The organism is Holospora elegans E1, from assembly GCF_000648275.1.
Classification (GTDB): Bacteria; Pseudomonadota; Alphaproteobacteria; order Holosporales; family Holosporaceae; genus Holospora; species Holospora undulata_A.
The window spans coordinates 1-4,885 of record NZ_BAUP01000053.1; the positions used below are offsets into that span (position 1 = coordinate 1).

9 protein-coding genes, 1 tRNA gene and 1 pseudogene are annotated in these 4,885 nt (G+C 38.0%); 4 read left to right on the forward strand and 7 right to left on the reverse strand.

Translation table 11 applies throughout. The features are described from left to right. Nucleotides 1-227: pseudogene (locus HE1_RS01595) on the forward strand (IS1 transposase); the annotation flags it as partial. 165 nt (nucleotides 228-392) lie between these two features. On the opposite strand, the gene HE1_RS01600 reads toward HE1_RS01595, so the two are convergent. From HE1_RS01600 to HE1_RS01615, 4 genes are all read right to left on the reverse strand, one after another. Beyond that, entirely contained in the window at nucleotides 393-665 is a 273-nt protein-coding gene (locus HE1_RS01600; RefSeq protein WP_035544014.1) for a hypothetical protein, read from the reverse strand. Between the two features lie 70 nt (nucleotides 666-735). Continuing rightward, the gene (locus HE1_RS01605; RefSeq protein ID WP_035544016.1) at nucleotides 736-1,332 is read right to left on the reverse strand and encodes a Gfo/Idh/MocA family protein; all 597 of its coding nucleotides are present in this window, start codon (nucleotides 1,330-1,332) and stop codon (nucleotides 736-738) included. Between the two features lie 164 nt (nucleotides 1,333-1,496). Further along, nucleotides 1,497-2,078, reverse strand: a complete 582-nt coding sequence (locus HE1_RS01610) for a hypothetical protein (RefSeq protein WP_035544018.1) — start codon at nucleotides 2,076-2,078, stop codon at nucleotides 1,497-1,499. A gap of 23 nt (nucleotides 2,079-2,101) precedes the next feature. Further along, nucleotides 2,102-2,536 carry a rubrerythrin family protein gene (locus HE1_RS01615; RefSeq protein ID WP_023492463.1) on the reverse strand — a complete coding sequence of 145 codons (435 nt, stop codon included), beginning with the start codon at nucleotides 2,534-2,536 and terminating at the stop codon, nucleotides 2,102-2,104. 185 nt (nucleotides 2,537-2,721) lie between these two features. Here HE1_RS01615 and HE1_RS01620 point away from each other — a divergent pair. The 3 genes from HE1_RS01620 to HE1_RS01630 all read left to right on the forward strand — a co-directional run bounded on the left by HE1_RS01620 (nucleotide 2,722) and on the right by HE1_RS01630 (nucleotide 3,880). Then, nucleotides 2,722-2,794 (forward strand) — tRNA-Phe (locus tag HE1_RS01620). Nucleotides 2,795-2,808: 14 nt separating this feature from the next. Next, complete coding sequence (locus HE1_RS07030; RefSeq protein ID WP_081731192.1) at nucleotides 2,809-3,531, forward strand: triose-phosphate isomerase; 723 nt, start codon at nucleotides 2,809-2,811, stop codon at nucleotides 3,529-3,531. 157 nt (nucleotides 3,532-3,688) lie between these two features. Next, nucleotides 3,689-3,880: a hypothetical protein gene (locus HE1_RS01630; protein ID WP_006303868.1), complete on the forward strand. Its 192-nt coding sequence runs from the start codon at nucleotides 3,689-3,691 to the stop codon at nucleotides 3,878-3,880. A gap of 198 nt (nucleotides 3,881-4,078) precedes the next feature. Here the strand turns inward: HE1_RS01630 and HE1_RS08685 are convergent, their stop codons facing one another. From HE1_RS08685 to HE1_RS08690, 3 genes are all read right to left on the reverse strand, one after another. Continuing rightward, nucleotides 4,079-4,294: a hypothetical protein gene (locus HE1_RS08685; protein ID WP_162531173.1), complete on the reverse strand. Its 216-nt coding sequence runs from the start codon at nucleotides 4,292-4,294 to the stop codon at nucleotides 4,079-4,081. A 173-nt stretch (nucleotides 4,295-4,467) separates the two neighbouring features. Beyond that, the gene (locus HE1_RS10230; protein ID WP_162480159.1) at nucleotides 4,468-4,551 is read right to left on the reverse strand and encodes a transposase; all 84 of its coding nucleotides are present in this window, start codon (nucleotides 4,549-4,551) and stop codon (nucleotides 4,468-4,470) included. Between the two features lie 17 nt (nucleotides 4,552-4,568). Next, nucleotides 4,569-4,718 carry a hypothetical protein gene (locus HE1_RS08690; protein ID WP_162531174.1) on the reverse strand — a complete coding sequence of 50 codons (150 nt, stop codon included), beginning with the start codon at nucleotides 4,716-4,718 and terminating at the stop codon, nucleotides 4,569-4,571. Between the last annotated feature and the right edge of the window lie 167 nt (nucleotides 4,719-4,885).

Sequence of the window (4,885 nt, forward strand, 5' to 3'; positions counted from 1 at the left end):
ATCATTGGGCAGATTTTAATAAAATTATTCCAAGCCCCCGCCTCTTTCAGGGAAAAGATAAAACATTTTCCATTGAACAAAATAACGCTCCACACCGCCATTGGTTTGCAAGATTTCTCCCCCTTGCAAATACACGATCACTTGAAATGCTGGAGGTAACACTGCGTATTTTTGCGGCACTTCACGTCAATAAAACATTGAAAATTGATCGTGCTATCTTTGGTTAAAAGGTCTCAAAAAAATAACTCAATTGAGGACGAGCCTTAGTTTTTTTAATCTCTAATAGTTTTGTTTTGACAAAAATTAAAAACTCAGAATTAAAGTAAATAAATTGTATAAAACTAACTATATTAAAAAACTTAGAAAATATTTCCAAAATTCTTATCAATCATCTAAAGTACTATTTCTTCAGCGTTACTTAAAATTTCAACACCTAACAACGCTTCCATACCATTAGTTGGTGCCAAAACTCCTGTAGATACTGTATGTACAAAAGCTTTACACTGCCGTTTCAAAGGAAGTTCTTGATGATCATAGGCAACCTGTGTTCTCTCTTGTGATGAAATAAACGGAGAAGTTTCTGAAAGAGCGTGCAAGCACATGCATAACTCTTCTCCATCTTGCTTTGTATCGTCAAATATTAAGCTTCCTTTTCTTCCGGTCACAATGCACCGCTGTTCTTTAATAGGATAAAGCCATGAGCTCGTAACTCGCGCTTGAATTCCGTTTTAAACTTTAAAAAAGAATTCCTTGATCCCCCCCTTGTAAGCAAGATTGAACGTAACGAAGCGCCTTTATAGGACGCTGAGAAGTTAGCGCAAGTATTAGCGAGATATCATGGACCCCAAGACTCCACAACGCGTCTTTTTCTCCAGGAGAAACACGTCCCCAATTATTTCGTATACAGTCGATGTACAAAATATCTCCGATTGCTTTAGACTGCACAAGAGCTAACATTTTTTCAAAAGCTCCGTGGTAACGAATTACATGACCCACCAAAATTTGAAGGCTTTTTTCTTTGGCTAAAGAACATACATCTTGTGCCTGTTTCAAATCTAAAGCCATAGGTTTTTCGATCCAAACATGCTTTCCCGCATTTAAAACAGAACAAGCCATTAAAATGTGTACAGGGGCAGGAACGCTAAGAACTACCCCCTTTATATGCGAAGAAGACAAAATTTGAGAAAACGTTAAAACAGGCACTTGAAAAGCTTGGGATAATTTGGAACATTTTTCGTCATCTTCATCAAAAACCGCTGATAGCTTTTTCATTTCTGATAACGTACGCACAATATTTTCGCCCCACAGTCCACACCCCACTACTGCAATCATCGACCTTTCGTTACCTCGAATTTAAAACGCCTTAACATTTCCGTGAAGGTTGATGGTACCACACCGCTTAACTCTCTGTAAAGATTGAAAAATGCAACAGTCTTGTCTGACTTTCATGGATCCCAAAAAACACTCCGTTTATACAAACTGCCTGCATTGTATCGTTAATGAAGATTTACGCAGTCCAGCCCTATAGCACGAATCTTATTTACAACCTCTTCAAGAGGAGCACTAGCATCCACAACCCATTGACATTGCTGACGTTGTTGTTCCCAATAAACAGCAAACTGGGGCAAAGCCTCTTGGTCTAAGCGCTTGGCCACGTATTCTTTGCTATCTCCTCTATTAAGCATCCTTTTTACCCGCTCTTCTTGAGAAAGCTCTAGCCAAATTCTGACATAGCGTATACGCGGATCAAAAACAGAATCTTTTCCAAAAACCCAGGGGGTAATAAACCGAGAAATATTTTTCTTTTTTCCTTCCTCAAGGGTGGAATAGGGAATCGCATAAGTATGTTCGTAATATTTTGTATGAAGTGCAAACTTTTTTTCTTGAAACATCTTATTGTAAATCTCAGAATTTACAAAACAATACTCTCCATCTAAATCAGAAGCTCTTTTAGGGCGAGTAGTTACCTTTAACACGGTCTGCATTTCCCCTAACTTAGAAACGCCTTCTGAAACAGCTGTCTTACCGGCTCCTGTTAGTCCTGATAAACATAATATTAAGTATAAGTATTCTTTCACTATATTTAACTTTCCTTTTAAAACTACTTTTCTGTTTTTAATTGATTTAAAGCTTTTTCAAAACCTGCAGCATGAATTCGTTCTGCTTTTGCCAACACGTCAAACCAATTAGCTATTTCTTCAAATCCTTCCTCCCGAGCGGTTTTTGCCATACTCGGATACATATCTTGGTACTCGTAACGCTCTCCAGCAGACGCTGACTCTAAATTTTCCTGAGTAGAACCAATAGGAAGATCTGTTACAGGATCTCCAACGTCAGACAAAAAATCTAAATGACGGAAAGCATGAGCAGTCTCCCCACGAGCTGTAGAACGAAACAACTCTGCCACACTAGAAACCCCCTCTCTGTCTGCCCTTAAGGCAAAATATTCGTACCGTCGATTTGCTTGAGATTCTCCTGCAAAAGCAGCCTTTAAGTTTTCATGAGTTTTTGAATTTTTTAAGGACTTTTCAGACATTTGACTAACCAAACAATTATCCTATATTTTTTTATTGAAACAAAACATTAATTCCCTGTCAAGAGCTTTAAGTTTAAGAAAAAGCTATTCAAAAAATTAATTTTTGATTTATGAAAAAAATATTTTTAAGTTACTTGAAAGCATGTTGACATTACCAACTAAACTCGGTAGAATCTCTTCCTATGGCCCAGGTAGCTCAGTTGGTAGAGCATAGGACTGAAAATCCTTGTGTCGCTGGTTCGATTCCTGCCCTGGGCACGTTTTTTTTAGATATGAAATACTTATTGATCGGAAACTGGAAATCTCAAGGAAGCTTAGAAGAGATTCATCAATTTCTTTCTACGGTAGGACGTCTTTCTATACCCGAAAATGTGCGCCCAATTTTGTGTCCGCCTTTTGTTTATTTAGACCTTGTGAAAAAAAGATTGCCCGCTGGGTACGGTCTGTGTGCGCAGACTTGTGGTGTTTTTCCCAAAGGAGCCTTTACTGGAGAAGTCAACGCCAGCATGATTCAAGACATCGGGTGCGGATATGTGTTGATTGGACATGCAGAACGGCAAGAGTCTTTAGATGTATTAGAAAAACAGATGGAGCGCGCTTGGGAAGCAGGCGTGGTACCTATTTTTTGCCTTGGGGAAGAAGCGCCTTCTGCGTGGTATAGTCTTGCGAAAAAAATTTCTTATCTTTCTTCATTGCCTTCTTCAGCTCTTTTTTACGTTGCTTATGAACCTATTTGGGCTATCGGCGGAAAAACGCCTCCGTCTTGTGGGTATTTATCGCAAGCGTTTCAGTATCTAAGGGCTCATTTAAAACACGCCCAAGGGTTTATTTACGGTGGCGGAGTGCGCCCAGAAAATTTAAAGGAGATTTTAGATCTTAATATGCTTGAAGGCATTCTTGTTGGACAATCCAGCTTTCAGCAAGCGATATGGACGATGCTTTTAGCGATTTTAGAAACCCACGGAAGAGCGCAGCAAAAAATGACGACTCGCTGAAAAATGTTTTTTAAAATCAATTTCATTAAAAGTTTTTACGAAAAGGAGAAGTTTTTGGAAATTTATATTAATAAATTAGTTTTTTTGTTTTGGTTAGAAAGATTTTACAATTTTTTACTATAATCGTAACGAATAGCCAACACAACAGAGCCGAGATATGAAATTTTTTAACAAAACATTCCAAACAATATTAACAAAAATTTTAGGAGCGTCTTACATTTTAACAATTCTTTCAACCAATCTTCAAGCAGAGTGTAACTGCAAAGATAAAATGGGAGACAAAGTCCCCTCATTTTCTGGTATGATGGTTGATGATTTGACTGCTCCAGATAAAGTTAAAAACGCTTAACATGTGTGCACGACTATCTAAAATTTTTTTTTCAACACGTAGATGATAGACTTAAGTGTAGGGGGAATCCACCCCCCAGAAGGGTAAGACGGGTGATTCTTTTATTCAGAAAACTCAGATTAATCAGGACAGAAAATCCAGGCATGTATAGCTAAAACAGTATAAAAAGATTACGAAAGATGGAATTGAAATAAGAGATCAGTTAAGCAAGGCAATGTTCTTCTTATATGTTTGGCTTGGGCCCATTTTTTCTAAATATACCAAAACAAACTGAACGTGTTGGACTAATGCGTTGAAAGTTGTCATTACGCGATCGACAAGATCCATGGCGATGCTGTCCCAGGTTTGGTCAAAAAAATGCAGCATACTCTCGCGAAAGTCTTTGGCAGAGAAGAAAAGTCGATTATTGCGCACATGTTCATTCTTCGATGGGGTTCTGGTTGGGAGGCTATAGGAAGGGCAAATAATTCACCTCAATCCCCCTTTCTTTCGCTACTTTTTGGGTGTCTTTGCTTGTGTTGTAGTAATCTAGGTTGAATTAGATATTTTAAAGAACCACGAAATAGCGTCGAATAGAGCGTTGAAATTTAGTATATTGTCCACCTCTTCATATTATCCCAGATTTTCTCTATTGGATTCAAGTCAAGAGAGTAAGAAGGTAAAAAAATTATACTTCATTTTACAGATTCTATTCATTCTCTACTTCTCTTGGGTTTATGAAAAGAGACATTGTCCATGACCCACACTGCTTTTCAGGAAGTTTGGGGATCAAATCTTGCAGCATCCACGCGTTGAACCCCAAGATATTTGCAGTTGTTTCAAACAGACTCCCATTCAAAAGAACGCCGTCCAAAAGTGCACGAATGACATTCGGTCGCCCCTATAGCCCATAAGTGTTGAAAGTGGTTGAGATAGATATTATGAGTATAAAGTTTTAATTTTATAATGATGTATTGATATATGGTTAGAGAGACTAGGAAAACTTTACGATGTCAATAGATATAA

Excerpts from the sequence above, each read along its gene's own strand:
- HE1_RS01605 (WP_035544016.1), bottom strand. The coding sequence starts at position 1,332 with ATGATTGCAGTAGTGGGGTGTGGACTGTGGGGCGAAAATATTGTGCGT.
- HE1_RS01615 (WP_023492463.1), bottom strand. The coding sequence starts at position 2,536 with ATGTCTGAAAAGTCCTTAAAAAATTCAAAAACTCATGAAAACTTAAAG.
- HE1_RS07030 (WP_081731192.1), top strand. The coding sequence starts at position 2,809 with ATGAAATACTTATTGATCGGAAACTGGAAATCTCAAGGAAGCTTAGAA.
- HE1_RS01630 (WP_006303868.1), top strand. The coding sequence starts at position 3,689 with ATGAAATTTTTTAACAAAACATTCCAAACAATATTAACAAAAATTTTA.